We start from the raw sequence: 24568 nt of genomic DNA on the forward strand, positions 1-24568 counted from the left end.
TGCGCAGAGCGCCTGCTGGCGCCGGCCGGGCCACCAGCGGGTGATCGCAGCCGGCGCCGACGAGGGGGGTCAGTCCCTCTCGCGCATCTTGCGGGAGCGGGCCACGAGGGCCGCGCCGGCGGCGAGGGCGACGAGGCCGGCGCCGAGCGCCATCAGGAGCAGGCGCCCGTTGGCGCCCGTGAGCGGGAGCCGGGGCACGTCCTGCTTGGTGTTGGGCACTGTCAGGTCGTAGGAGCCAGCAGCGGTCTGCCCGGCCTTGACGGTGACGGGCCTGTCGGCGCTGGCGGGCAGCACGTAGCCGGCGGGAGCGGCCGTCTCGACCAGCACGTAGCAGCGCTGGGTGCGGTCCGGGACGACGGAGGTCTCGCCGGGCGCGCCCGTCTTCTTGTCCACGAACAGGCCCGCGATGGACACCACGCCGTCGTCGCCGGAGGTGAACTCGGTGGCGCCGTCGACCGAGATGGGCGCGCCGTCCTTGACCGCGTTGTCGCACGAGGCCGCGTAGGGGTCGGCCGCGTTGTAGACCTGGAAGGTCGCGCCCTTGAGGGCCTTGGCATTGTCGGCGTCGGTCTTGGAGACCTTGACGTCGCCCCAGCTGGTGACGACCTTGTTGGTGGGCGTGCCCGGCTCATCCGGAGGAGTGACGGGCGGGTTGTCCGGCGGACTGTCCTGAGGGACGACGTCGACGTACAGGGTCGCGGTGTTCTCAATGGTGCCGCCGGCGGGCACGGAGACGACCTTGGCGGTGAAGACGACCTCAATGGTCGAGCTCGGCTTGGTCTTCAGGAAGGCCAGCCCCGCCTTGGTGAAGCCGACCGAGACGGTCTGCCCGGGGGTGACCGTGTAGTAGGAGGAGTCCACGTCCTGGCCGTCGATCCTGACCGAGGCGACGTCGCCGCTCGACAGGTTGGAGTCCAGCGGGTCGGAGATCACGAAGTGCTTGAAGGAGTCCGTGGCGGCGATGCTCGGGATCGTCGCGGTGACCGGGAAGGTGACCTGGCTGTCGGTCTTCAGGCCGTTGGCGGCGACGTTGACGTCCTTGGCCGGGGCGAGCACGACGGTGTTCTTCGGGTAGACGTTGACGTCGTAGAGCCACTCGCCGTTGCCGTTGGCCGCGTTCGTGGCGTTGTTCGGGAAGGGCACCGTCACGACGAAGGGCGCGGCCTTGGTCTTGACGGTGCTGGGGGCACTGGTCTCGCACACGAGGTAGGCCGCCACCGGCAGGTTGCCGATGGTCGTGTCGCCCTGGGCGTTGGTCGGGGCGCCGGCGGCGCCGCCGTCGAAGGTGTGGCCGCCGAACGAGGGGCTCGCGTAGTCGGCGCCGCAGGCGTCGGCCGGGACCGCGAGGTTCTTGAGCCCATCCCAGGCGGCCTGGGTGGTCAGGTCCAGGTCGGTGATCCTGTACGCGGTGAAGACGACGTCGGCGACGCCCGCACCGCCCGTCCCCGTCTGGCCGTCGGGGGTGCCGTCGGCGCTCTGGGAGCCGGACTCGTGCTTGTGGATGATGAGCGAGCCGGTTCGGCCCGTATCGATGTTGCCGAGGTCGGCAGCGTGGGCGAGTGTCGCCCCGCCCAGGCCGACACTGGCCAGAGCGAGTGCTCCGACGGCGGCGGCGACCCTGCGCCCGAGAGCGCGAGTAGTCCTACTCATGGATGTGGTTGTCCTTTCATCGTGCGCGACCATGCACGGCACGGTCGTGCGGATGCCGGGATGGGAATTGCGGTTGCGGGACACAGGGCGGGGCCGGCCACGGGCGGAGGCCCCCGTCCACTCGGCCGAGTGTCCTCAGTGAACGGTCTGCGAGCGGCGCCTCCTCACGATTGCGGCGATCATGGCGAGGGCGCAGAGCACCGCACCGCCGATGAGGAACAGGTGCGCGCCGAGTCCGCCGGTCAGCGGCAGGAGGGGCACGCCGGCTTTGGAGTTCTTGAAGACCTCGTCGAAGGACCGGGCGAGGTCGTCCGGGGAGATGGTGAACTCGTGCACGGTCCTGTCCAGCGTGTAGCCGGCCGGAGCCTCCTTCTCCGTCAGGGAGTACGCCTGGTCGCTCCAGGCCAGTCCGCGGACCTCGAAGGCGCCGGGAGAGGGATCCTGGTCCTTGTACTCGCCCGCCTCACAGGGGGCCTGGCCGCAGTCGGTGATCACCGTGTCGGCCGGTACGCCCGGGCCGGCGAGGGTCCAGGTCGATCCCGACAGCGGCTCGGCGCTGTCCGCGTCGGCCTTCCGCCAGCTGATGGAGCCCACGAGCCGCTTGTCCACGAAGGCGCCGGCGTCCACCGTCTGGCCGACGTCGTCGGCGCTGACGGTGACCGTGTGCACGGTGGTGTCCAGCTCGTAGCCGGTGGGCGCGCTCCTCTCGGTGAGCGTGTACGTGCCGGGGGCGACGTCGTTGAGCAGGAACTTGCCCGCGGCGGGGTCCTTGTCCACGCCGGCGCACTCGGCGGCCGAGTCGGCCGTGCAGTCGGTGACCTCGGCCGCGCTGCCGCCCGGGTCCACCGGCCGCCAGGTCCATACCGAGCCGCCCAGCAACGGGCCGTCGTCGGCGTCGTCGAGCTTGGTCCAGGACACGGAGGGGAGGCGCTTGTTGATTACGCCGTTGTCGGTGACGCCGTTGACGGGCACCAGCGTCCCCTCCAGGGCCGAGCCCTTGATCTGCGTGAAGGCGAACTCGCCGGTGGCGGCGGTGTAGCCCGGCGGCGCGATGGTCTCCGAGATCGTGTAGGTGCCCCACTTCAGACCGGTGAGGCTGAACTCGCCCGGGTCGGGGTCCTGGTCCTCGTAGGCACCTGTGCCGCATGTGCCCACGCAGTCGGCCACGCGGGTGCCCTGGGGGACCTCCGGCCCCGACAGGGCCCACTCCGACCCGCCGACGGGGGTCGCGCCGTCGGCGTCGAGCTTTTTCCAGGTCAGGGAGCCCGGCTTGGTCGCGTTGGCGATGTCGCAGGTGACGCGGTCCTGGTTGTTGACCGTCAGCGTCGCCTTGCCGTCGGTGGTACCGCCGACGGCGGAGGAGTAGCTCTCCCCGCTGGTGCCCGGGGTCTCCCGGCAGGTCCACTGGCCGGGCTCGTAGCCCGCGGCCTCCGGGTTGTCGGAGGACTCGGACAGGCTCACCTCGCCCTGGGGAATGGACTGGGGGTCGCCCGTGGTGCCCTGGCCGGAGCGGGTGACGTCGCCGGACCGCCCCTGGACGGTCCACTGGTCGGCGGACAGGCCGGGAACCTCGTCGGAGGCGTAGCCGTTGTCCACGGTCTTGTTGAGCTGGAGGGTAGGGATGCGGATGGAGACCTTGTAGTCCTCCACCTCGCCGGTGGCGGTGATGCCTGTCGGCTTCTGGTCGTTGCCGTCGTTGTCCTTGGTCATGCGCACGCGCATGTAGCTGTCCGGCTTGGAGCCGGCCTCGCCATCCACGCTGCGCACGGTGTTCGTGACGTCCTGGGGGACCTTCCAGGTCAGCGTCGCGGTATTGCCGCCGCAGGGCACCTCGTCGCTCTTCTCGGTGTCGTCGAAGACGCCGTTGTTGTTCCAGTCAATCCAGCCGGCGATCTTCCCGCCTCCCTCACAGGTGACGGCCTCCGTATGGGTGGCGCCGGGCGCGGTGCGTATGCCGCCGTTCCATAAGGTGGTGTCGATGGCGTCCTCGTCGTCGAAGATGCCGTTGTCGTCATCACCGCGGGCATCGGCGCTGAACATCTGACGACCCTCGGCGTCGATGCGCTCGCCGAGGCGGGGGGCGCTCTGGTCCAGGTACATGGTGGCCTGGGGCTGCACCCCGAAGGCATCGGCGGTCGAGGAGACCTCGCCGCCCTGCCACTTGGGCTGGAAGAGCGCGCCGGAGTAGCCGTAGGACTCGGGGGCGTCGCCGAAGTCGGTGGCGACGATCAGGCCCAGCGCCACCGCCGAGTAGCCGGAGCCCTGCATGGTGATGGTGGCCTTGGTGGCGCCCTCCATGAACATGACGGCGTCGGGCCCGCCCAGTCCGTTGGGGCGGGAGTAGCTGCCTCCGCTCTGGTAGACGCACTCCTCATCGCTGGGCATGAGGCGCAGGGTCTGACCGCCGTCGGAGACCTCGGCGTCGGTGGTCACCTGCTTGCCGGTGTTCTTGGAGATGCACGGATCGGAGCGCATGGTGTCCAGGACGCGCCAGGTCACGGACTGGTCGGTGCTGGCCTGGATCCACTCATCGGTCCACTCGGTCGTCGCCCAGGACTTGATCCCGTAGCGCCGCGAGGAGGCCTCAGCGTCGGCGAAGACGAGTCCCGCGACGGGGACGGACGTGACGCTTCCGTCCGGGGCGTGGAGCTCGGCCGCGCAGGAGTAGTCCACGCTCACGCGGGCGGCGTAGCCGGTCGGCTCAGTGCTGGCCCCCGGCGTCCCCCACTTCTTCCCGTCCCAGGTATTGGCGCCGTTGTAGGCGTAGCCGTTGGCCAGACCGATCGCCATCTGATTCTTGTTGACGTAGTCGGCGGGGTAGGTCAGGCCGCTGTGCCAGACCTCGCTGCCGTCGCTCCACTGGCCGGGGCCACCGACGTTGTAGAGGTTGTCGAGGGCGTCGCCGGCCCAGGCGCCGGGGATGGTGGCCACCAGCGGGCCCTTGGACTGCGCGTCGGTCAGGTCGGGCGAGTGGCCGAGATGCTGGAGATTGGACAGGGTGCAGGTCGTCACAAGACTTCCGGCGTCGCCCAGGTCCCGCTCATTGACGAAGTCCTTGGTCTGGCCGTAGTCGAGAACGGGGACGTTCGGCTTCGCCTGGTCCTTGAACTGGGTGTCGTAGTCGCCCCACTGAAGCCACTGAATGGTGTCGACGTAGCGGCCCGAGCCTCCGGTGGCGAAGACCGCGGGAAGGCTGCCGCCGGCCGCGGGGGCGGCGGAGGCCGCTGTGGGAACAGCAGTCGAGCCGAGTGCGAGGGCCGCGCCGGCGCTGCACACGGCGACAAGACTCACGACACGGCGGCACAGGCGCGCCGAGCGGGAACGGATCACTGAAGAACTCCAATGCAATCTGAAGGCGTGGGGCTGCCTGACAACTGATCTTCTAGGAACACGAAGAACTCTATGTCCCATTTATAGGAGTTTTTAAACGATACGATGTCAATAAAGCATCGATTCGCTTACGATGCGGGCCGAAACTGGGATGATCGGATCCGGAAGCGCAGCGGAGCGCCTTCCGCTCTCCGCCGCCATGGCGCAGAGGGCCCGTGAAACTCGGCCAAAGGCTATGATGCGATGATCCTCCGCTATTAGTCTCGGAAAGATCTCGTTAGGAGCGCGATTCCGCAACGCCGGTCACCGAGATCGGTCGAGTTCCGCGTCGAGATCGGTTCACTTCCGGCTCGAGATCGGTTCCGGCTCGGGGGCGCCTCCCGGCACCAGCTCGCTGCGGTCCCACGCGCCGTCGGGACGGCGCTCGCGCCCTGCTCGGCCGCGCGGTGCGTACACAGACGGCGCGTACGCGGGCAGGACGCTGGAGCGTGATCAATCGCCTCGATCAGGTTCGTCTCCGCCATCCGGCTCCGAGAACCAGCCACCTTGCGCGCCCCATCTTCTCCGAGCCCTGTTCCAGGAGGCGCACGCATCCCGACCGCCAGCGGTCACGGCTGCCGGTCTGGACCGATCTCGACGAAGAACGAGCGCTCCCCCTGCGCCGAGATACTCGGCGCAGGGGGAGCGCTGGAGTCAGCCGTTTCGGGAACAGCCGGCGCCGGTCAGAGCGTCACTTGACGATCTTGGTGACGCGGCCGGAGCCGACGGTGCGACCGCCCTCGCGGATGGCGAAGCCGAGGCCCTCCTCCATGGCGATCGGCTGGATGAGCTCGACGCTCATCTCGGTGGTGTCGCCGGGCATGACCATCTCGGTGCCCTCGGGCAGGGTGATGACGCCGGTGACGTCCGTGGTCCGGAAGTAGAACTGCGGACGGTAGTTCGAGTAGAAGGGGTTGTGACGGCCGCCCTCGTCCTTGGTCAGGATGTAGACGTGGCCCTCGAACTGGGTGTGCGGGGTGATGGAGCCGGGCTTGACGACGACCTGGCCGCGCTCGACGTCCTCGCGACGGGTGCCGCGCAGGAGCAGACCGCAGTTCTCACCGGCCCAGGCCTCGTCCATGGACTTGTGGAACATCTCGATGCCGGTGACCGTGGTCTTCTGGGCCTCGCGGATGCCCAGGATCTCGACCTCGGAGTTGAGCGGGAGCTTGCCGCGCTCCACACGACCGGTGACGACGGTGCCGCGGCCGGTGATGGTGAAGACGTCCTCGATGGGCATGAGGAAGGGCTTGTCCATGTCGCGGACCGGGGTCGGGATGTAGTCGTCGACCGCGTCCATGAGCTCCTTGATCTTCGGAGTCCACTCGGGGTCGCCCTCGAGGGCCTTGAAGGCGGAGACGCGGATGACGGGGGCGTTGTCGCCGTCGTACTCCTGGGAGGACAGCAGCTCGCGGACCTCCATCTCGACCAGCTCGAGGAGCTCCTCGTCGTCGACCATGTCGCACTTGTTGAGGGCGACCAGCAGGACCGGCACGCCGACCTGACGGGCGAGCAGGACGTGCTCGCGGGTCTGGGCCATGGGGCCGTCGGTGGCGGCGACCACCAGGATGGCGCCGTCCATCTGGGCTGCGCCGGTGATCATGTTCTTGATGTAGTCGGCGTGGCCGGGGGCGTCGACGTGGGCGTAGTGACGCTTCTCGGTCTCGTACTCGACGTGCGCGATGTTGATCGTGATACCGCGCTGGCGCTCCTCGGGGGCCTTGTCGATCTCGTCGAAGGGGGTGAAGGGGTTGAGGTCCGGGTACTCGTCGTGCAGGACCTTGGAGATCGCAGCGGTCAGCGTCGTCTTGCCGTGGTCGACGTGACCGATCGTTCCGATGTTGACGTGCGGCTTGGTCCGCTCGAACTTGGCCTTGGCCACTGGTGTCCTCCTGGGACTCGGGTAGTTGCTCTTCGTCGTGATTCGACTAACCCTATGCTAGCCGTGACGACGCTGAGAGTCTCTACTGATGGATTGTTGGAAATCTTACTGAAAGGGGGCGCCTCGGACGCAATCGCCGAGGCGGCCCGGGGGCCGGAGGCGAATACCCGGCCCCCGGGACGCGCGATCACTCGCCCCTGGCCTTGGCGATGATCTCGTCGGCGACGGTCCTGGGAACCTCGGCGTAGGAGTCGAAGCTCATCGAGTACACGGCGCGCCCCTGCGTCTTGGAGCGCAGGTCGCCGACGTAGCCGAACATCTCGCTCAGCGGCACGGCGGCCTTGATGACCTTGACCCCGACGGCGTCCTCCATGGCCTGGATCATGCCGCGACGGGAGTTCAGATCGCCGATGACGTCGCCCATGTACTCCTCGGGCGTGCGGACCTCGACGGCCATGACCGGCTCGAGGAGGACCGGGGAGGCCTTCCGCGAGCCCTCCTTGAACGCCATGGAGCCGGCGATCTTGAAGGCCATCTCGGAGGAGTCGACCTCGTGGTAGGCGCCGTCGACGAGGGTCGCCTTGACGTCCACCACGGGGTAGCCGGCCAGCACGCCGGTGAGCATGGCGTCCCGGACGCCCGCGTCGACGCTGGGGATGTACTCGCGGGGCACACGGCCGCCGGTGACGGCGCTGACGAACTCGTAGTGGGCGACCTCACCGTTCTCATCGGCCTCGGGCACCAGCGGCTCGAAGGACATCTGCACCTTGGCGTACTGCCCGGAGCCGCCCGTCTGCTTCTTGTGGGTGTACTCGACCTTGTCGACCTTCTTGCGAATGGTCTCGCGGTAGGCGACCATCGGGTTGCCGACATTGGCCTCGACCTTGAACTCGCGGCGCATGCGGTCCACGAAGACGTCCAGGTGAAGCTCGCCCATGCCGCCGATGACGGTCTGGCCGGTCTCCTCGTCGAGCCTGACGGTGAAGGTCGGGTCCTCCTCGGAGAGCTTCTGGATCGCAGTGCTCAGCTTCTCCTGGTCGCTCTTGGTCTTGGGCTCGATGGCCACGTGGATGACCGGGTCCGGGAAGGTCATGGACTCCAGGATGACCGGGGCCCCCTGGGCGCACAGGGTGTCGCCGGTGGTGACGTCCTTGAGGCCGATGAAGGCGTAGATGTGGCCGGCGTGGGCCTGCTCGACCGGGTTCTCCTTGTTGGAGTGCATCTGGAAGAGCTTGCCGATGCGCTCCTTCTTGCCCTTGGTGGCGTTGGAGACGACGTCGCCCTGGGAGACCTTGCCGGAGTACACGCGCACGTAGACCAGCTTGCCGTAGAAGGGGTGCGTGGCGACCTTGAAGGCGAGCGCCGCGAAGGGCTCATTCTCGTCGGCCGCGCGGGTGAGCACCTCCTCCTCGTTGCCGGGCCGGTGGCCCTCGACGTCGGGGACGTCCAGCGGGGAGGGCAGGTAGTCCAGGACGGCGTCGAGCACGGGCTGGACGCCCTTGTTCTTGAAGGCCGAGCCGGCCATGACCGGGAAGGCCCCGCCGGCGATGGTGAGCTTGCGGACGCCGGCCTTGATCTCGGCGACGGTGAGCTCCTCGCCCTCCAGGTACTTCTCCATGAGCTCGTCGTCGGCCTCGGCGACCGCCTCGACGAGCTCGCCGTGCAGCTCCTCGGCCTTGGCGACCAGGTCGGCGGGGATGTCCTCGTAGACGACGACGGCGCCGCGGGTCGCCTTGCCGTCGGCGTCCTTCTCGGGAAAGCGCACGGCGCGCATCTCCACGACATCGACCACGCCGGAGAACTCAGACTCGGCGCCGATCGGGAAGTTCAGCACGATCGGCTTGGCGTGAAGACGGTCGCGGATCGTCTGGACGGAGAACTCGAAGTCGGCGCCCAGCTTGTCCATCTTGTTGATGAAGCAGATGCGCGGGACGCCGTACTTGTCGGCCTGCCGCCACACCGTCTCGGACTGGGGCTCGACGCCCTCCTTGCCGTCGAAGACGGCGACCGCGCCGTCGAGCACGCGCAGGGAGCGCTCGACCTCAACCGTGAAGTCGACGTGGCCGGGGGTGTCGATAATGTTGATCTGGTTGTTCTTCCAGAAGCAGGTGGTGGCCGCGGAGGTGATGGTGATTCCGCGCTCCTGCTCCTGCTCCATCCAGTCCATGGTCGAGGCGCCGTCGTGCGTCTCGCCGATCTTGTAGTTGATGCCCGTGTAGAACAGGATGCGCTCTGTCACGGTCGTCTTGCCGGCATCGATGTGGGCCATGATGCCGATGTTGCGGACCTTCTTCAGGTCGGTCAGCACGTCGAGTGCCACTAGTGAAGTCCTTCGTTCGTGAGGTGGGAGGAAGACGCCGGTCGGGGCGCGAGGGGCGGCCCCGGCCGACGCGCTGCTGTTACCAGCGGTAGTGGGCGAAGGCCCTGTTGGACTCGGCCATCCGGTGCATGTCCTCGCGGCGCTTGACCGCAGCGCCCAGACCGTTGGAGGCGTCCAGGATCTCGTTCATGAGGCGCTCGGTCATGGTGTTCTCGCGGCGCTGGCGGGAGAAGTCCACGAGCCAGCGCAGCGCGAGGGTGGTGGCGCGGTTGGGGCGGACCTCGACCGGCACCTGGTAGGTCGCGCCGCCGACGCGGCGGGAGCGGACCTCCAGTGCCGGGCGGATGTTGTCCAGGGCGCGCTTGAGGACGGAGACCGGGTCCTGGTCCGTCTTGGATCGCACACCCTCCAGGGCGCCGTAGACGATGCGCTCGGCGGTGGACTTCTTGCCGTCCAGCAGGACGCGGTTGACCAGCTGGGTGACGACCGGGGAGCCGTAGACGGGGTCGACGGCGAGCGGGCGCCGGGGGGCGGGGCCCTTACGAGGCATTACTTCTTCTCCTTCTTGGCGCCGTACTTCGAGCGTGCCTGCTGGCGGCCCTTGACTCCCTGGGTGTCGAGGGAGCCGCGCACGATGTGGTAGCGGACACCGGGAAGGTCCTTCACACGGCCACCGCGCACCAGCACGATGGAGTGCTCCTGGAGGTTGTGGCCCTCGCCGGGGATGTAGGCCGTGACCTCGATGCCGGTCGACAGGCGCACGCGGGCGACCTTGCGGAGGGCTGAGTTCGGCTTCTTGGGGGTGGTGGTGTACACGCGGGTGCACACGCCACGGCGCTGCGGGCTGGACTTGAGCGCGGGCGTCTTCGACGCCGAGCGCTTGGTCGAGCGGCCCTTGCGGACCAGCTGCTGAATGGTAGGCACTACTCGATCTCCATAGTGAAGTGCATCTGGACATTTCGCTGCCCGCCCACCGGCCCCGCTCCCCCATCGGGCGCGCACGCCTCCACGGAGCTGGGCCGGCCCGCCGCCGTCGGCCTGCCGACGCGCTGCGTCCGGAGCCCCGCGGAGGGGCCCGTCGGTTCCCGCCGCGGCAGACCCGCGTGGCACCGGCGTCGGGGCCCGCCCGACGGGTGCTGGGAACGGAATGGAGAACGGCGACCCGCGTGCGGGCACCGCGGGCCAGGATACGTGCTCGACGACGGCGCCCACCATCCCAGGGCGGCCCACGGTTTCGTGGTTCTCACCACTGAAGAGCCCATGAGGCGCCTATGACCCGACTCCTGACGACTGGCGCGCCAGCGGGAGCCGGGAGAGGATCCGGAGCGAGGTTCGGTGGGCCGGGGCCGGGCGAGCCTGTGGCTGTTGACGCTGATGATGATCTCTTGGAGAGGCTTGAGCGTGCGCACGAGCTTCTTGATCGACACCCCAGCATCACCGGGTAGCTTCCCATCCACCGCGGTGGACGCAAGCGCGCGCCCGGGCGCCCGCTACCGGGACCCTCGAGGAAGGAAGCCGCTTCTCCCCCAGGAGCCCGCCTCCCCACTTTCGGCCTCTCGCAGCCAGGCGCGCAGCCTCCTGCGCCCAGCCGCCCGCTCCGCACCCACCTCCACCTCAACGGACTCCGGGTGATCCTTCTCCATCTCTTGACCCGGCTTCCCACCGCCCCGAGGAGCCGGCCCACAGGACCTCGCCACCTCGGCTATCGTCCGGTCCCTTCACCCGCCACATCAAGCACGACCCGCTCCCCGAGCTCACCGCTGTAGCTCGATGCCGACACAACCAGATTCCAGCCTCATCGCCCAAGAACAGCACTCTTTCCACCACTGCCCGAGAAACACCAGGCACCTCAGATCGCCGGGCCCCAAGAACAAAGACGCGCCGATAAGACGGAGCGGGAACGACCCGCCTCGGAAGCGCCGCACCGGCGACGCGCGCGCCGAAACCTCAGCCCCTCAACATAGGATCACCCGGATGCATCAGCACGGAGGCGAGGCGGGCAACCCTCCGCAGGTACCGGTCGAGCAGCGCAGACAGACAACGGGACCCCCTCACGAGAACAAAACTCATTGTTGCGAAATAACAGGAGCTGAAGCCCCACCAGACGCTGAACAGCATGCTATCGCCGTCGCCTCGGGCAGACAATACTAAAGAACTTATACAAGCGTTCCGCGTGACATTCATGCCGTTATCGTCTAGGCAACGAGCCCTCCGCCGGCTTGCAGACACCGCACACGGCCGTTCGCGCAGCCGTCAGTACACGCCCGTCGAGCCCGTAATGGTCACGTTGGGCTCGTCCTGGCCCTCGACCCACTCGATTTCTCCCTCGAACTTGAACTCGTTCCGCTCCGGCCTGGAAGACGAGTAGCTGAGGGAGGACGTGGTCGTCACGACGATCCTGTCGCTCGTGAAGTCCATCGTCGAGTCGATGGTGACGTCCGCGGCCTCCGTTGTGACCTCCATCTTCGCTATATAGCGCGACTGCAGGGCGTAAGGGCACTCGGAGCTCATGTTGCTCGGCGGGGTGGTGCAGTCCGTCGTCTTCTGCTTGACCTTGTCAAGCACGAGGTCCTTGAGCTCCTGGGTCGGTTCGGCGCCCACCGACAGCGTCTGGGTGGATGAGCCCGGCGAGCCGCCCGACGAGCCGGAGCCTTCCGGATACGCCTCAAGCGACGTCGTGTCCGGAGTCAGGTACTTCGCGCGGGACTCACTGGCCGAAATGCTGTAGACGCCGAAGTAGACGTACTGTTCCGTCTCATAGGACCCGTGCACGCGGCCGCCGCCCTTGCTGAGCGACACCTCCTGGCCTCCGATGATCAAGGAGTCGAAGGACGAGGACAGCTCCACCTTGTTGACCAGGGCATTGTCCGCGTCATCCGTCATCTCCCAGCTGTCGAGCAGCCCGTACTCCTTGTCGCCCCTGCTCAAGGAGAATGTGTGCTCGAACTTCTGCCCGTCGAGCCGGAACGTCGCGGTCACGCGGGCCGTGTCATCGTCTCCATCGACATCGGGCTTTTCGACGTTGATCGCTGTAATACGATCGGTGGCCGCGCCGAGAGCCTCATCGGTCAGGAGCAGACGCTTGCCGTCAGGCACCCCCGGATCGACCATTTTGCCGGCCTCCTGCGCGTGGCCGTCAGCGATGAGACGGAGGTAGGTCTCGACCTGCTTCTCCGGACCCCGATAGGAGTTCAGGATGTTGACGGCGACCACTCCGGCGATGGCCAGGACCAGAACGAGCCCCAGTGCGCCGAAGCCGACCTTGAGCTGCTTCTTGACCGCCGGACTCATCGGCGCCGGATGAGGCGCCGGCGCCGGAAGCCCCATGGGAAAGGTCCCGGTCGCACCGGAGGCCGCCGAGGGAACCGGCGTGCCCGCCATCGGCACCGCCGAGAACGCCCCCGTCGCACCGGAGCCCACCGAGGGCGCGGGTGGCAGCGGAACCGGTCCGAGGGCCACCGTCGCGTCGCCTGCCGGGCCCTCCGTGTCGGCCGGCGGCGGAACAGGAGCCAGGGCCGGGTCGGGCCCGCTTCCCAGAGCCGCCGTCTTGGCAGGCGGCGGGGGAACCGGTCCGAGGGCGGCCATCGCGTCGCCTGCCGGGCCCTCCGTGTCGGCCGGCGGCGGCGGAACAGGGCCCAGAGCCGACACCACGTCGTCAGCGGATGGCTCCGGCTCCTCGGACTCCTCGGACGCCGACGGCGTCGATACCGACTCGACCGTTGGAGGCGCACCGACTTCGGAAACCGGCGTCTCAGCGTCGCCGGCGTCAGGCTCCGCAGAGGCATCGGCCAGCATCGCGTCACCAGCGGATGACTCAGACTCCGGCTCCTCGGACACGCCGTGATCGGACGGGACTGGGGTCTTGCCGCTCATACTGAGACCTTCCTGGGAGAGGGTATGAGTGCATTGTGATCCACCACCCACCGGATGGCCAAATGCGTCCGCATCTCAAGCAGTGCACGCACGCAACGGCATCCGATGCAGCTGGGCCCTTAGAAAGTGGAGTAGCCTGCGCGCGCGATCTTGAAGCCGTGACCGTTCTGCTGGTCCCAGCACCTGACGCCGTCGTCGGCAGAGGTGCAGGCGAAGGCCCCGCTCTTGACGCTCTCGCCGTAGTCCAGGGTCATCGCCGTGCCGTCGGTCGCGAACTCCGAGCCGCAGGCCAGGGACGTGCTGTCCTGGACGGTCATGGAGAAGTAGACCTCATCGCAGTCTTCCAGCCCGGCGTCCCCGTAATCTCGCGCATAGATTGAGCAGGCGGCCCGGTTGTCGCCGATCTCGCAGGAGATGTTCTGCGAGGGCGACTGGAATCGGCTCGCCGAGACGGCGTTCGACGGAGCGGGTGAGACACTCGGCGTCGGCGTGGGCGACGTACGCGTATGCGAACTGGTAGAATGCTCAAGCGACTGCCCGCAAGTGCGTATGACTACCGCGATACCGATGATCGCGATGGCGATGACCAGCCAGCGGCCCAGCTGAGCCTGGAGCCTACTCGACGAAGCGCTCGAGGGCTGACGCTAGTCGTCTGGCTGCTCGTGGGCTGCCGCTGCGCCTCGTCCCGCTGCTGTGCCTCGGCCTGTTGGCGAGCGCGCTCAGCGGCCAGGTGATCCTTCCACGTTTGGTCTGCCTTCGGCGTGGTCGATCGCATCCACTCCCGCAGGTCCTCCGGACAGGACGGATTCAGCACGAGAACCGGGTGGAGCTCCGGGTAGAGGTCCGCGATGTTGCCGAGCCGCTCCGGGGAAGTCGATGGATCGGCGGCCTCAGTCGCCTCTGGAATGTCCCGGATCTTCATCGGCGTACATCTTCCAGAGCGCAGCACCCCGGTGCATCAGGATCGAGACGCCGCCCCACGCGTGCCGCACACGCGGTGGAACCGCCCGCGACCGCCGGGAACGCACTGTGATGAGAGACCGGAACCATGAGGGAACTCCTGGGGATGGTGGAGCGAAACCGAGCAATGTGATCGCACCATCGTGCCCCCTCGACAGGACGATGACCAGTACAAGTTCTTATACATCCGCCAGGAGACACCCGTCCGAGGCCCGGGGAGGGGCGCTGCGGGCGGCAGGCACATGCCGGTCGCCCGCAGCGCCCTGCGAATCACCCGTTGCCATCACCGCCGTCGCCGTCACCGGCATTGCCACCACTGTCGTTATTACCGACACCGTCGCCGTCGCCGGCATCACCGCCGTTGTCGTTACCGGCGCCGTTGCCACCGCCGTCGTAGCCGCCGCTGCCGGCACCACCATCGTTGTTACCGCCGTCGCCGTCACCGGTGGTGCCGCTGCCGTCCTGTCCGGTGCCGCCCTGGCCGTTCTGGCCGTTCTGGCCGTCCTGGCCGATGCCAGTGCCATCGGCGCCCTGAAGAATGCGAAGCAGGTCGTCACGCCAGGGCACGTTGACGCCCATGCTCTTGAGCTGGTCGAGAATGCCAGTGACCTGGCTGATATCGACCTTGCCCTTCATCTGCTGGGCCTCGGCGAGGGTCTGATCCTTCAGCTGGGTGCCGCCGAAGTAGGCCGCAGCGGCGGTGGAGCCCAGGGGCAGCACCAGGCTGCCGAGCAGCAGCATGATGGCCGCTGTCTTGGGCCGCGCCCGGGCGCAGGCGACGAGCGCCGCAACGAAGGCGAAGAAGGCCAGCAGCGCCCCCGCCCCGACGGCGATGGCCGCCGGCATGTTGACGATGTCCGACTTGCCGAGGACGATGTCGAAGACGCGGAGCGAAGTCAGGAACGTGTAGACCCCCCACCCCAGCAGGACCACCGAGGCCACGAGCAGGACGGTCCCGATCGGCAGGGCCGCCGTGCGCCGCCTGAGCGACCGGTTCGGCGGCAGCACCTCGGACTCCGGCTCGGGCTGCCGTCGCGACCTTCGCTCGGACCGGGGCTCCGGTGCCGGCTGCGTCGCGGGCTCGTTCCACTGCGCGGGAGCCCCGGGGGTCTGAACCGACGGCGCCGGAGCGTAGGCGGGCGCAACAGTCGTGGGCCGGCTGTCCGCCCACTCGTCTGCCCCGGTCGGCATGACAGAGGTCGCGGGCTGCCCGCCGGACCAGTCCCCCGCCCCGGTCGGCATGACAGAGGTCGCGGGCTGCCCGCCGGACCAGTCAGTCGGAAGGGCCTGGGTGGGCATTGAGTCGGCCGGGTCCGGGGACGCAGATCCCTCGGGCACTCCATCGGTGCGCCGCAGGATGCTGGTGCGCTCCGCAGGGCGCGGTGCGCCGGACCTGGGGTCGTAAGAACGAGGTTCGGGCGGTGTGGAGACAGACAAGGTGAGCGCTCCTGTAGCGGGTAGGCGTGCTGTCGTCACGAGGCTACGCCCTTGACCCGCGGACGTCACCAGCCCGCGCCCCGGTGACCTTTCCCATGCGCCGTTCTTCAGGGCGTCGGCGTCCCCTTCGCTGAGATCGGTCGTACTCCGGCTCGAGACCGGTGGCGGCCTCTGCCGGCTCCGCCGAGCCCGTCTCCGACCGGGCCCGGAGCTGGGCCCCGGCCCGGTCGGACGGCTTGTGCGCGCAGAATGCGCTCAGAACTGGTAGTCCTCGCCCGCGGAGGAGAAACCGGTGCGGAAGTCGTCGGAGAAGTCCGCGCTGAAACCGCCGCCGAAGGAGAAGTCGTCCAGCGCGACCGCCTCGCCGACGCCCAGCATGTTCTCGCCCGCACTGGCGCGGGCGAAGACCTCGGCCTTGACCTCCTCGGTGGGCTCCACCTCGATGTCGGAGTAGCGGGCCAGGCCCGTGCCGGCCGGGATGAGCTTACCGAGGATGACGTTCTCCTTCAGGCCCAGCAGCGGGTCCGACTTGCCGTTCATGGCGGCCTCGGTGAGCACGCGCGTGGTCTCCTGGAAGGAGGCGGCGCTCAGCCACGAGTCCGTGGCCAGGGACGCCTTGGTGATCCCCATGAGCTCGGTGCGCCCGGAGGCGGGCTTGCCGCCCTCGGCCACCACACGGCGGTTCTCGGCGCGGAAGTGCATGACGTCGACCAGGTCCCCCTGGAGGAGGTTGGTGCCCCCCGCCTCCAGCACGGTGACGCGGCGCAGCATCTGGCGCACGATCACCTCGATGTGCTTGGAGTGGATGTCCACGCCCTGGGAGCGGTAGACCTCCTGGACCTCGTCCACCAGGTGGCGCTGGGTGGCGCCCACCGACCGCAGGCGCAGCACCTTCTTGGGGTCCACCGGCCCCTCGGTCAGCGCGTCGCCCGGCTCCACGTGGGCGCCGTCGACGGCCAGCAGGCGCTGGCGGCGCGAGACCGGGACCACCAGGTCCTCCTCGCCGTCGTCGCGGGTGATGAGCAGGCGCTTGCCATCGGCGTCGTCCTCGATCTTGAGGGTGCCGGCGGCCTCGGCCACGGCAGCCTCGCCCTTGGGCGTGCGGGCCTCGAAGAGCTCCTGGACGCGGGGCAGGCCCTGGGTGATGTCCGCGGCGCCGGCCGCACCGCCGGTGTGGAAGGTGCGCATGGTCAGCTGCGTGCCGGGCTCGCCGATGGACTGGGCGGCGATAATGCCGACCGCCTCGCCGATGTCGACCCGCTTGCCGGTGGCCAGCGAGCGGCCGTAGCAGGCGGCGCAGGTGCCGACGGCGGAGTCGCAGGTCAGCACCGAGCGGCACACGACCTCCTCGATGCCGGCGTCGATCGCCCTGGTGATGGCGCCGTCGCCCAGGTCGGTCCCGGCGGGGATGACGACATTGCCCTGAGCGTCGACGGCGTCGCGGGCCAGCGTCGTGCCGTAGACGGTGGTCTCCAGGATGTCGGAGACCTCCCGGATGCGCTCGCCGTCCTCCTCCTTCCAGGTCACCAGGCGCTTGGTCAGGCCCTTGCGGGTGCCGCAGTCGTCCTCGCGGACGATGACGTCCTGGGAGACGTCCACCAGGCGCCGGGTGAGGTACCCGGAGTCGGCGGTGCGCAGCGCCGTGTCCGCCAGGCCCTTGCGGGCGCCGTGGGTGGCGATGAAGTACTCCAGGACGCTCAGACCCTCGCGGTAGTTGGACTTGATCGGGCGCTCGATGAGGCGCTGCCTGGGGTCGGCCACAAGCCCGCGCATGCCGGCGAGCTGGCGGATCTGGTCCCAGTTGCCGCGGCCGCCGGAGGCCACCATCTGGAAGACGGTGTTGCGCTGGGGGAAGTTCTCGCGCATCGCCTCGGCGACCTCGGTGGTCGCCTTGGTCCAGATGTCGATCAGGGACTTGTAGCGGTCCTTGTCGGTCAGGGCGCCCATGCCGAACAGGCTCTCGATCTCGGCGGCCTCGGCCTCGTAGCGCGCGAGGATCTCGGGCTTGGAGGGCGGGGAGACGACGTCGGCGAAGGCGACGGTGATGCCCGACCAGGTCGACCAGTGGAAGCCGTTGGCCTTCAGGGCGTCCAGCGAGGAGGCCACCTCCACGCGCGAGTAGTTCTCCGCCAGGGCGTTGATAATGTCGCCGAGCCTCTTCTTGTCCACCGTGTAGTTCACGTAGGGGAAGGACTCGGGCAGCGCCGTGTTGAACAGGGCCCGACCCAGCGAGGTGCGCAGGGTGATCGCCTCGCCCTCGCTCCAGTCCTCGGGGGCCTGCCAGTCGGCGGGGGCGGTGATGCCCTCCTCGAAGCGGATGTCGCAGGCGGCGTTGACGTCGAGCTTGCCGAAGTCGTAGGCCATGACCGCCTCCGCGAAGGAGGAGAAGGACGGGACCACCGGCTCGCCGGAGCCGTCGACCTCCACCGGGACGTCCGGGTCAGGCTCCTGGGTGAGGTAGTAGGTGCCGATGATCATGTCCTGGCTGGGCATGGTCACCGGGCGGCCGTCGGAGGGCTTGAGGATGTTGTTGGAGGAGAGCATGAGGATGCGGGCCTCGGCCTGCGCCTCCGCCCCCAGCGGCAGGTGGACGGCCATCTGGTCGCCGTCGAAGTCGGCGTTGAAGGCGCCGCAGACCAGCGGGTGGAGCTGGATGGCCTTGCCCTCGATGAGCTGGGGCTCGAAGGCCTGGATGCCCAGGCGGTGAAGCGTGGGGGCGCGGTTGAGCAGCACAGGGTGCTCGCCGATGACCTCGGCCAGCACGTCCCACACCTTGGGGTTGGCGCGCTCGACCATGCGCTTGGCGGCCTTGACGTTCTGGGCCTCCTTGAGCTCGACCAGCCGCTTCATGACGAAGGGCTTGAACAGCTCCAGGGCCATCTGGCTGGGCAGTCCGCACTGGTGCAGCTTGAGCTGGGGGCCCACCACGATGACGGACCGGCCCGAGTAATCCACGCGCTTGCCCAGCAGGTTCTGGCGGAAGCGGCCCTGCTTGCCCTTGAGCATGTCAGACAGGGACTTCAGCGGCCGGTTGCCCACGCCCGTGACCGGCCGGCCGCGCCGCCCGTTGTCGAACAGGGCGTCGACGGCGTCCTGGAGCATGCGCTTCTCGTTGTTGACAATGATGGTCGGGGCGCCCAGGTCCATCAGCCGCTTGAGGCGGTTGTTGCGGTTGATGACCCGACGGTAGAGGTCATTGAGGTCGCTCGTGGCGAAGCGGCCGCCGTCAAGCTGGACCATGGGGCGCAGGTCCGGCGGGATGACCGGGATGTTGTCCAGGACCATCGCCTCCGGTGCGGTCTTGGTCAGGCGGAAGGCGTTGATGACCTTCAGCCGCTTGATGGCCCGGGTCTTGCGCTGGCCGGTGCCGCCGGCCACGACCTCGGCCAGCGAGGCGGCCTCGGCCTCCAGGTCGAAGGTGCGCAGGCGCGCCTGGATGGCCTCGGCGCCCATGGCGCCCTTGAAGTAGATGCCGTAGTCGGCGACCATGTCGCGGTAGAGCACCTCGTCGCCCTCCAGGTCGCCGACCTTGAGGGACACGAAGCGGTCCCAGACCTTGTCCATGTGCTCCAGGGTCCGGGCGTTCTTGCGGCGCAGGGCCGTCATCTCGCGCTCGGCCGTCTTGCGGGCCTTGTCCCGCTGGGAGGCCTCGGCGCCCTCGGCCTCGAGCTGGGCCAGGTCGGCCTCCAGGCGCTGCTGGCGCGCCTCGACGTCGGCCAGACCGGCCTCCTCGATGTGCTTCTTCTTGACCTCGAGCTCATTGCGCAGGGACGGCAGGTCGTCGTGGCGGCCCTCCTCATCGACCTCGGTGACCATGTAGGCGGCGAAGTAGATGACCTTCTCCAGGTCCTTGGGCGCGAGGTTGAGCAGGTAGCCCAGGCGCGAGGGCACGCCCTTGAAGTACCAGATGTGGGTCACGGGCGCGGCCAGCTTGATGTGGGCCATGCGCTCGCGGCGCACCTTGGAGCGGGTGACCTCCACGCCGCAGCGCTCACAGATGATGCCCTTGTAGCGCACGCGCTTGTACTTGCCGCAGGCGCACTCCCAGTCGCGGGTGGGTCCGAAGATCTTCTCGCAGAAGAGCCCGTCCTTCTCCGGCTTGAGGGTGCGGTAGTTGATGGTCTCGGGCTTCTTGACCTCGCCGTGCGACCAGGACTTGATGTCCTCCGCGGTGGCCAGGCCGAGCTGGATCCTGTCGAACACGTTGGCGTCGAGCACAGTTCCTACTTCCGATTAGGTGGTCAGCTCATGAATGTTGTGGGCGGGCGACCGCGTCGCGTTCCACGACGGCGCGGGGCCCAGTGGCGGCCCGGGAGGCGCGGGGCCGGTGCGCCCCCCGGAGCCGGCCTGCAGCGGGTCAGATCTCGTCGACCGAGGAGGCGGTCGAGCCGCCCGGGCGGCGGCCCAGGTCGAAGCCGAGCTCCTCGGAGGCGCGGCGGGTGTCGTCGTCGGTGTCGTCCAGTCCGATGACGTCGCCCTCGGCGTCAAGGGCCTCGACGTTCAGGCACAGCGACTGCATCTCCTTCATGAGCACCTTGAAGGACTCGGGGATGCCGGGCTCGGGGATGTCCTCGCCCTTGACAATGGCCTCGTAGACCTTGACGCGGCCGTTGACGTCGTCGGACTTGACCGTGAGCAGCTCCTGGAGGGCGTGGGCGGCGCCGTAGGCCTCCATGGCCCACACCTCCATCTCGCCGAAGCGCTGCCCGCCGAACTGCGCCTTGCCGCCCAGCGGCTGCTGGGTGATCATGGAGTACGGACCGGTGGAGCGGGCGTGGATCTTGTCGTCCACGAGGTGGTGGAGCTTGAGGATGTACATGTAGCCGACCGAGACCGGGTACGGGAAGGGCTCTCCGGAGCGGCCGTCGAAGAGCTGGGCCTTGCCGTTGGGCTGGACGAGCTGGACGCCGTCGGGGCTGGGCAGGGTGGAGTCCAGCAGGCCCATGAGCTCGTCGTCGCGCACGCCGTCGAAGACGGGGGTGGCCACCGGCGTGCGCGGCTCGGCGACCACACCGGCCTCGGGCAGCCGGGCGGCCCACTCCTCGCCGGCCTCGCGGGCCGCCGAGGCGTCCCAGCCGCGCGAGGAGACCCAGCCCAGGTGGAGCTCCAGGACCTGGCCGACGTTCATGCGGCTGGGCACGCCCAGCGGGTTGAGGATGACGTCGACCGGGGTGCCGTCGGCCAGGAAGGGCATGTCCTCGACCGGGTTGATCTTGGAGATGACTCCCTTGTTGCCGTGGCGGCCGGAGAGCTTGTCGCCCACCGTGATCTTGCGGCGCTGGGCGATGTAGACCCGCACCATGCGGTTGACGCCGGCGGGCAGGTCGGCGTCCTCGGTGGAGGCGTCGAACTCGCGCACGCCGGTGACGATGCCGTACTCGCCGTGGGGCACGCGCAGGGATGTGTCGCGCACCTCCCGGGCCTTCTCCCCGAAGATGGCGCGCAGGAGGCGCTCCTCGCTTGTCAGCTCGGTCTCGCCCTTGGGGGTCACCTTGCCCACGAGGATGTCGCCGCTGCGGACCTCGGCACCGATGCGGATAATGCCGCGCTCGTCGAGGTTGGCCAGGGTCTCCTCGCTGACGTTGGGGATGTCGCGGGTGATCTCCTCCGCCCCCAGCTTGGTGTCGCGGGCGTCGACCTCGTGCTCCTCGATGTGGATGGAGGTGAGCAGGTCGTCGGAGACCACGCGCTGGGACACGATGATCGCGTCCTCGTAGTTCAGGCCCTCCCAGGTCATGAAGGCGACCAGGAGGTTCTGGCCCAGGGCCAGGTCGCCGCCCTCGGTGGCGGGGCCGTCGGCCAGGACGGAGCCGACCTCGACCCGCTCGCCCTCGGTGGCCACGACCCGCTGGTTGTAGCAGTTGCCCTGGTTGGAGCGGCGGAACTTCGCGGCCTTGTAGACCTTCTCGGTGCCGTCGTCGGCGGCCACGCGCACGAAGTCGGCGCACACCTCGGTGACGACGCCGGCCTTGTCGGCCACGAGCACGTCACCGGCGTCGACGGCGGTGCGCCGCTCCATCCCGGTGCCCACCAGCGGGGCGTCGGGGCGGATGAGCGGCACGGCCTGGCGCTGCATGTTCGCGCCCATGAGGGCGCGGTTGGCGTCGTCGTGCTCCAGGAAGGGGATGAGGGAGGTGCCCACCGACACCATCTGGCGCGGGGAGACGTCCATGAGGTCGACCTGGTCGGCCGCCACCAGGGCCGGCTCGCCGCCGGTGACCCGGCACAGGACGTGGTCCTCGGCGAAGTGGCCGTCGGCGGTCAGCTCGACGTTGGCCTGGGCAATGACGTGGCGGTCCTCGTCGTCGGCCGTCAGGTAGTGGGTCTCGTCGGTGACCTGGCCGTCGACGACGACGCGGTAGGGCGTCTCGATGAAGCCGAAGGGGTTGATGCGGGCGAAGGTCGCCAGCGAGCCGATGAGGCCGATGTTGGGGCCCTCGGGCGACTCGATGGGGCACATGCGCCCGTAGTGGGAGGCGTGGACGTCGCGGACCTCCATGGAGGCGCGCTCGCGCGACAGGCCGCCGGGGCCCAGCGCGCTCAGGCGGCGCTTGTGGGTCAGGCCGGCCAGCGGGTTGTTCTGGTCCATGAACTGGCTCAGCTGGGAGGTTCCGAAGAACTCCTTGATCGCGGCGGTCACGGGCCGGATGTTGATCAGGGTGTTCGGGGTGATGGCCTCAACGTCCTGGGTGGTCATGCGCTCGCGCACCTGGCGCTCCATGCGGCTCATGCCGGTGCGCACCTGGGACTGGATGAGCTCGCCCACAGCACGGATGCGGCGGTTGCCGAGGTGGTCGATGTCGTCGAACTCGACGACGATGTCGACGATCTCGCCGTCGCGCACGCCCTCGATCCTCTCGGCGCCGGCGTGCAGGGCCAGGAGGTACTTGATGGCGGCGGTGATGTCCTCGATGCGCAGGACGGAGTCGGTCAGGTCCCCGGCCAGGCCGAGCTTCTTGTTGATCTTGTAGCGGCCGACCTTGGCCAGGTCGTAGCGCTTGGCGTTGAAGTAGAAGTTCTCCAGCAGGGTGCGGCCGGCCTCGACACTCGGCGGCTCGCCGGGGCGGATCTTCTTGTAGATGTCCAGCAGGGCGTCGTCCTGGGTGGTGACCTTGCGGTCCTCGTCCAGGGCGGAGGTCAGGGCCGGGTAGTCCTTGAACTCCTTGCGGATCTCGGACTCGTCCAGGCCCAGGGCGAGCAGGAAGACGGTGATGTCCTGCTTGCGCTTGCGGTCCACTCGCACGGCCACGTGGTCGTTCTTGTCGATCTCGAACTCGAGCCAGGCTCCGCGCGAGGGGATGAACTTGACGTTGTAGACGTACTTGTCCGAGGCCTTCTCGGTGGTGCGCTCGAAGTACACGCCCGGGGAGCGCACGAGCTGGGAGACGACGACGCGCTCGGAGCCGTTGACGATGAAGGTGCCCTTGTCGGTCATGAGCGGGAAGTCGCCCATGAAGACGGTCTGGGACTTGATCTCGCCGGTGGAGAAGTTCTCGAAGTCGGCGACGACGTACAGGGGGGCGGAGTAGGTCAGGTCCTTCTCCTGGCACTCCTCGGCGGTGTACTTGGGCTCCTCGAAGCGGTGGTCGTGGAAGGACAGGGCCATGGTGGCGCCGAAGTCCTCGATCGGCGAGATCTCGTCGAAGATCTCCTCCAGACCGGAGGTCTCGGGCAGGGATACCGGGCGCTTGGCGTTGGCGGCGTCCACGCGAGCACGCCACTTCTCGTTGCCGACGAGCCAGTCGAAGCTCTCGGTCTGAAGGGCCAGAAGGTTAGGAGCCTGCATGGGCTCGGCGATCTTCGCAAAATTGATACGACGCGACGCGGTGCGCGCGGCGATGTCAGCGGCGGTAGGTGCAGAGGTGCGCGAGGCAGCCAAAGGGGATCCTTCCCTCATCTCGGGGACCACTCGACGTCCGCGGCGGGTACGTGTCATAACGACTTTCCGTTGAGACTCCAGCGATAAACGCCGCAGACCTGACGGTGTGCAAATGCCAGTACACACAATGGACGCAAAGCGCTAGCGTACACGCCCGATACACCACGGGCCATGCCGGAAGGGACATTGGCCCTTGCGATTCGCGCCACAGTCGCGCATACTACCCCGTTCCGCCCGCCCGGGCCCCGGCCGCCGTCGACCGCGCCGGTCCGGTGGGTGCCGGTCGCGCCGACCGAGCTTCTGGGCCGGGCGGCCGGAGCGCGGCCGCCCGGCCCGCACTCGATCTCCAGCAGGACGAGGCTCAGCCGCGCAGCGCACAGGGGCGGGGCCGCCCCATGACAATCGGCCCCTCCACCGCATCGCCCCGACTGCGCGGCGCACGGGACGAGCCGGGCCCCTTCCCATGCTGGAGCCGGTCTCTTCCAGGGCCGCGCCCCAACATCAACGGAGGCTCGTCGCGTGAACGTACGCTCACGTTCCCGGACCGGGCGGCCCGCCGAGCCCTGCCGGCCGAGCAGCAGGACCCGCCGTCGTCCGTAGTCCCCCGGCATGCGAACCGGGCCCCGCCCGCGTGGTGCGGACGAGGCCCGGTCGGCGCCGACGCCCCTGCCGTCGGACGGCTCGAGCAGCAGCGGCCCGGGCCCGAACGGCTACGGGGACGGACTCACTTGAGGGAGACGGTGGCGCCGGCGCCCTCGAGCTGGGCCTTGGCCTTCTCGGCGGCCTCCTTGTTGGCGCCCTCCAGGACGGCCTTGGGGGCGGAGTCGACGAGCTCCTTGGCCTCCTTCAGGCCGAGGGAGGTCAGGGTGCGCACCTCCTTGATGACCTGGATCTTCTTGTCGCCGGCGGCCTCGAGGACGACGTCGAACTCGTCCTTCTCCTCCTCGGCGGCGGCCTCAGTGGCCCCACCCGGGGCGGCGGCGACGACGGCGGCCGCCGGAGCGGCGGCGGTGACGTCGAAGGTCTCCTCGAAGGCCTTGACGAACTCGGACAGCTCGAGAAGGGTGAGCTCCTTGAACTGCTCAATGAGCTCTTCGGTGGTCAGCTTCGCCATAGTGGGCGTTCCTTCCTGAAAACGGGCCCTGCACTGTCGTGTCGGCTCTTGTCAGCACAGGTTGTGTGGTTGGGGATGACGCGT

General features: G+C 68.6%; 13 protein-coding genes. All 13 read right to left on the reverse strand.

All coding sequences use genetic code 11. From position 1 onward, the window contains the following. Positions 1–69: 69 nt before the first annotated feature. The 13 genes from O145_RS01510 to rplL all read right to left on the reverse strand — a co-directional run bounded on the left by O145_RS01510 (position 70) and on the right by rplL (position 24484). A complete protein-coding gene (locus O145_RS01510) occupies positions 70–1650 on the reverse strand; it encodes a SpaH/EbpB family LPXTG-anchored major pilin (RefSeq protein ID WP_043558692.1) in 1581 nt (526 codons plus the stop codon). 135 nt (positions 1651–1785) lie between these two features. Beyond that, a complete protein-coding gene (locus O145_RS01515; protein ID WP_411265935.1) occupies positions 1786–4980 on the reverse strand; it encodes a CshA/CshB family fibrillar adhesin-related protein in 3195 nt (1064 codons plus the stop codon). A 730-nt stretch (positions 4981–5710) separates the two neighbouring features. Next, entirely contained in the window at positions 5711–6901 is a 1191-nt protein-coding gene (tuf, locus tag O145_RS01520; RefSeq protein ID WP_043558695.1) for an elongation factor Tu, read from the reverse strand. 187 nt (positions 6902–7088) lie between these two features. Continuing rightward, on the reverse strand, positions 7089–9221 hold the full coding sequence (gene fusA / locus O145_RS01525) for an elongation factor G (RefSeq protein WP_043558697.1): 2133 nt from the start codon (positions 9219–9221) through the stop codon (positions 7089–7091). A gap of 79 nt (positions 9222–9300) precedes the next feature. Further along, positions 9301–9771, reverse strand: a complete 471-nt coding sequence (gene rpsG, locus O145_RS01530) for a 30S ribosomal protein S7 (RefSeq protein ID WP_008729401.1) — start codon at positions 9769–9771, stop codon at positions 9301–9303. Further along, the gene (gene rpsL, locus O145_RS01535) at positions 9771–10145 is read right to left on the reverse strand and encodes a 30S ribosomal protein S12 (protein ID WP_043558700.1); all 375 of its coding nucleotides are present in this window, start codon (positions 10143–10145) and stop codon (positions 9771–9773) included. The genes rpsG and rpsL overlap by 1 nt, the downstream gene beginning before the upstream one ends. A 1329-nt stretch (positions 10146–11474) precedes the next feature. Continuing rightward, on the reverse strand, positions 11475–13094 hold the full coding sequence (locus O145_RS01540; RefSeq protein ID WP_052374479.1) for a hypothetical protein: 1620 nt from the start codon (positions 13092–13094) through the stop codon (positions 11475–11477). 119 nt (positions 13095–13213) lie between these two features. After that, a complete protein-coding gene (locus O145_RS18845) occupies positions 13214–13411 on the reverse strand; it encodes a hypothetical protein (RefSeq protein ID WP_043558703.1) in 198 nt (65 codons plus the stop codon). Positions 13412–13647: 236 nt separating this feature from the next. Next, positions 13648–14016: a variant leucine-rich repeat-containing protein gene (locus tag O145_RS20010; RefSeq protein WP_458859315.1), complete on the reverse strand. Its 369-nt coding sequence runs from the start codon at positions 14014–14016 to the stop codon at positions 13648–13650. A gap of 308 nt (positions 14017–14324) precedes the next feature. Beyond that, positions 14325–15062 carry a hypothetical protein gene (locus tag O145_RS18560; RefSeq protein WP_169740310.1) on the reverse strand — a complete coding sequence of 246 codons (738 nt, stop codon included), beginning with the start codon at positions 15060–15062 and terminating at the stop codon, positions 14325–14327. A gap of 684 nt (positions 15063–15746) precedes the next feature. Then, complete coding sequence (locus O145_RS01560; RefSeq protein WP_043558709.1) at positions 15747–19709, reverse strand: DNA-directed RNA polymerase subunit beta'; 3963 nt, start codon at positions 19707–19709, stop codon at positions 15747–15749. Positions 19710–19848: 139 nt separating this feature from the next. Further along, positions 19849–23370 (reverse strand): DNA-directed RNA polymerase subunit beta, encoded by a 3522-nt coding sequence (gene rpoB / locus O145_RS01565; RefSeq protein WP_043558712.1) that lies wholly within the window; start codon positions 23368–23370, stop codon positions 19849–19851. A 724-nt stretch (positions 23371–24094) separates the two neighbouring features. Further along, positions 24095–24484, reverse strand: coding sequence for a 50S ribosomal protein L7/L12 (rplL, locus tag O145_RS01570; RefSeq protein ID WP_043558715.1), 390 nt, complete (start codon positions 24482–24484; stop codon positions 24095–24097). Positions 24485–24568 lie beyond the last annotated feature (84 nt).

The organism is Actinomyces israelii DSM 43320 (assembly GCF_000711965.1).
GTDB lineage: Bacteria > Actinomycetota > Actinomycetes > Actinomycetales > Actinomycetaceae > Actinomyces > Actinomyces israelii.